This is a genomic window from Streptomyces sp. NPDC059900, from assembly GCF_050270335.1.
Taxonomy (GTDB): domain Bacteria; phylum Actinomycetota; class Actinomycetes; order Streptomycetales; family Streptomycetaceae; genus Streptomyces.
On record NZ_JBNNJZ010000779.1, the window covers coordinates 1 to 3,165 of the forward strand.

Genomic DNA, 3,165 nt, shown 5'->3' on the forward strand with positions numbered 1-3,165 from the left:
GTCCAGGTCGGCCTTGGGGATCTTCGCGAAGGCGTCGTTGGTCGGCGCGAACACCGTGATGTTCTTGGCGTTGTTCAGGGTGTCCACCAGGCCGGCCTTCTTGACCGCGGTGACCAGCGTGGAGAGCTCGGGGTTGTTCGAGGCTGCGGTGGCGACCGGGTCCTTCGCCATGCCGTCGAAGCTGCCCTTGCCGTCCTTCGGGACGGAGGCGCACGCGGAGCCGAACGGCTCGTCCATGGCGCCGGTGTCCTTCGAGGGGCTGTCGCTGGCCTTGTCCGACGAGGCCGACGACTTCGAGTCCGAGGACGCCTTGTCCTTGCCCTCGTCACTGGAGCAGGCCGTCAGGGCCAACGGCAGCATCGCCGCCGCGGCGAGAACGAGGGCTCCACGGTGGGTACGGCGGGTGATGGTGTTCATGTCTACTCCTTGGTTGCTTTCACGGGGGAAAGATGCGCGCTGTACGGGGGGCAGAGCCGGCCCCGGTCCTGTCGGCCGGCGGCTCTGGGGCAGGTCAGTCCACGGTGACCACCACCGAGTGCCAGCCGCTGGCCCCGTCGGGGATCGTGCGGGTGCGTTTTTGGGTCTGGGTCTGGCCGGTGCGGTCGGTGGCCCGCACGGTGAGCGTGTGGCCCCCGGAGGTGGCCTTCCACGGGTAGGACCACTGGCGCCAGGTGTCGCGGGTGTCCTCGGCGGCCAGATCGGCCTGCTGCCAGGGGCCGTCGTCCACCCGCACCTCGACCTTGTCGATGCCGCGGTGCTGGGCCCAGGCCACCCCGGCGACCATCACCGTGCCGGCCCCGGGCCGGGCGAAGGGCTTGGGGGTGTCGATCCGGGACTGGGTCTTGATGGGCGCCTTGCGGGCCCAGTCCCGCTTGACCCAGTAGGGGTCGTAGTCGTCGAACGTGGTCAGTTCGATGTCCTCGATCCACTTGCAGGCGGAGACGAAGCCGTAGAGGCCGGGGACCACCATGCGCACCGGGAATCCGTGCGCGAAGGGCAGCGGCTGCCCGTTCATGCCCAGGGCGAGCAGCGCGTCCCGGCCGTCCATCACGTCCTCGACCGGGCTGCCGATCGTCATCCCGTCCACGGACCGGGCCACCAGCTGGTCCGCGGGCCCGCCCTTGGAGGGCGGGCGGACGCCGCATTGCTCCAGGAGGTCGGCCAGGCGCACGCCGATCCAGCGGGCGTTGCCCACGTACGGGCCACCGACCTCGTTCGAGACACAGGCCAGCGTGATGTTCCGCTCGATCAGCGGCATGCGCAGCAGGTCCGCGAAGCTCACCGTCCTCTCGCGGGTGACGCCCTTGCCGTGGATCCGCAGCCGCCAGGAGGTCGCATCGACCTTCGGTACCACCAGCGCGGTGTCGACCCGGTAGAAGTCCTGATTGGACGTCATGAACGGGCTGACATCCTTGATCCGCAGCGCGGCCCGCTTGGGGGTGGGCGCGGCGGCCGACGCCGGGGCGGGCAGCCTGACCTGATTGCGGGAGGCGATGGCGTCCTTGCCGCCCGCGCCGTTCAGGGAACGGCCGAGCAGGCCGACCCCGGTGGACGCGGCTGCCGCGGCCGTGGCGGCGATGACGAACCCGCGCCGGTCCCAGCCCGCTTCGCCGTCGTGCGGCGGCGCTGTCTCGGGGGACGTGGTCGCGTCGTTCGCCGGTACGTCCTCGTCGGTCTGATCGGGCTTGGCCGCCTCCTGCGCGCGGCCTTGACTTGCGCCGTGCCGCAGGCGCCCGACGAGGTAGTAGAGAAGGCCCGCTCCCACCACGGTGCCCGCCACGGAGGGCAGCGCGTCGGTGATGCCGGTGGAGTCGGGACGGCTGGTCGCGGCGAAGGCCCCGATCACCCCGAACAGGAGGACTCCTGCCGAACCGACGCGCCGGTAGCGGGTGGCGAGGACACCGAGTGCGAGCGCGAGAAGGGTGAGTACGGCAAGGATTCCGAGTTGCAGGACGAGCTTGTCGTTCGTCCCGAACTGGCGGATCGCCCAGTCCTTCACGCCGGCCGGTGTCCGGTCGATGGCCGCCCCGCCCACCGCGATCACGGGGCTGGACTCGGCACGTACAGCGACAGATACGAGTTCCGCCGTCGCCAGCGCGGAATATCCCGCCAGCAGACCGCTCAAGGCGCCCAGCGCGCCGAGCCGCCACACGGCCGTGCCTCTCGGTTTCTTCGCTTCTTTGCTCACACCGGCTATCCGGAGCGGAGTTGGGGTGCGGATTGGTCGTCCGCTCATTTGGAGGAGAAAATTTCCACGACCAATCCGCGAGGCGTACGGCTCCGAATTCCTTGCTCCGTCATAGCCGCGAACACCGAACAGAACGGCAGAAGCCGACCAATCCAGGCATCAGGTTCGCTCCGGATTACTCATGGACAGGGAGGTGACGGCGAGATGACAGACGAAGAGTTCGACGAAGTGATGGCACAGATCCGGGCAGAGGTGCTTCAGCACCGCTTCGCTCCGCCTCCGCCCACGGAGCATCAGGAGAACCGGGACGACGACACGTACGCGGTCCGGGCGCGGCACGCGGAGTTCGGGGCCTGCGCCCACTGAACCGGCGTCCTCTGCGACAGCGTCTCTGCGACAGCGCCGCCCGGCGTCGCCGGACGTCCGGGATGCCACGGTGAGCGTGATCGACCCGGCACCAATCCGCACGGCCGTACGCAACGAATTGCTACCGCCACTCCGATCGCCCTGCTCACGTGCGCCACCAGCGCAATCCCTGGGCCCGAACTCTCCGGACGCACTCACGAAGGCAGGGCGGCATGAGCTTGACCAACCCGCACACCCCGGCAGGGGCCTACGCGCTGCACGCCCTCGACCCCGATGAGCGCGCGCGGTTCGAGGAGCATCTCGCGTTATGCACGGACTGCAGTCAGGAGGTGGCGGAGTTCGACGCCACGGCCGCCCGGCTGGCCCGCGCCGCCGACATCGTCGTATCCCCGCCCCCCGCGCTCAAGCAGTCCGTCCTGCGCGATATCACCGGCGTCCGGCAGCAGCCGCCGCGCTCGGTGCGCGCGGCACTCGGCGCGGTGTTGCCCGGGAGCAGCCGCGCAGGCCGCTTCCTGCTGGCGGCCTGCCTGGCCGCCACCACGGCTCTGGGGGGCGTTGCGACCTGGCAGTCCCAGGAAGCCCAACGGGCCCACGAGCAGGCAGCCCGGGCC

At 70.2% G+C, this 3,165-nt stretch carries 4 protein-coding genes; 2 read left to right on the forward strand and 2 right to left on the reverse strand.

Features of this window, described 5'->3' with window-relative positions; genetic code table 11:
• Together ACQKIP_RS43765 and ACQKIP_RS43770 are read right to left on the reverse strand one after the other, a co-directional pair.
• The coding region (locus ACQKIP_RS43765; RefSeq protein ID WP_427745560.1) for a fasciclin domain-containing protein at nucleotides 1–417 on the reverse strand (417 nt) is incomplete at its 3' end.
• A gap of 94 nt (nucleotides 418–511) precedes the next feature.
• Nucleotides 512–2,236, reverse strand: a complete 1,725-nt coding sequence (locus ACQKIP_RS43770) for a molybdopterin-dependent oxidoreductase (protein WP_365856898.1) — start codon at nucleotides 2,234–2,236, stop codon at nucleotides 512–514.
• A 156-nt stretch (nucleotides 2,237–2,392) separates the two neighbouring features.
• Here ACQKIP_RS43770 and ACQKIP_RS43775 point away from each other — a divergent pair, with 156 nt between their 5' ends.
• Both ACQKIP_RS43775 and ACQKIP_RS43780 read left to right on the forward strand, forming a co-directional pair.
• A complete protein-coding gene (locus tag ACQKIP_RS43775) occupies nucleotides 2,393–2,554 on the forward strand; it encodes a hypothetical protein (protein ID WP_365856896.1) in 162 nt (53 codons plus the stop codon).
• A 212-nt stretch (nucleotides 2,555–2,766) separates the two neighbouring features.
• The coding region (locus ACQKIP_RS43780; RefSeq protein ID WP_427745561.1) for a zf-HC2 domain-containing protein at nucleotides 2,767–3,165 on the forward strand (399 nt) is incomplete at its 3' end.

What these genes read in the sequence shown, in the direction of transcription:
- ACQKIP_RS43775 (WP_365856896.1), top strand. Translation starts at nt 2,393, where the DNA reads ATGACAGACGAAGAGTTCGACGAAGTGATGGCACAGATCCGGGCAGAG.
- ACQKIP_RS43770 (WP_365856898.1), bottom strand. Translation starts at nt 2,236, where the DNA reads ATGAGCGGACGACCAATCCGCACCCCAACTCCGCTCCGGATAGCCGGT.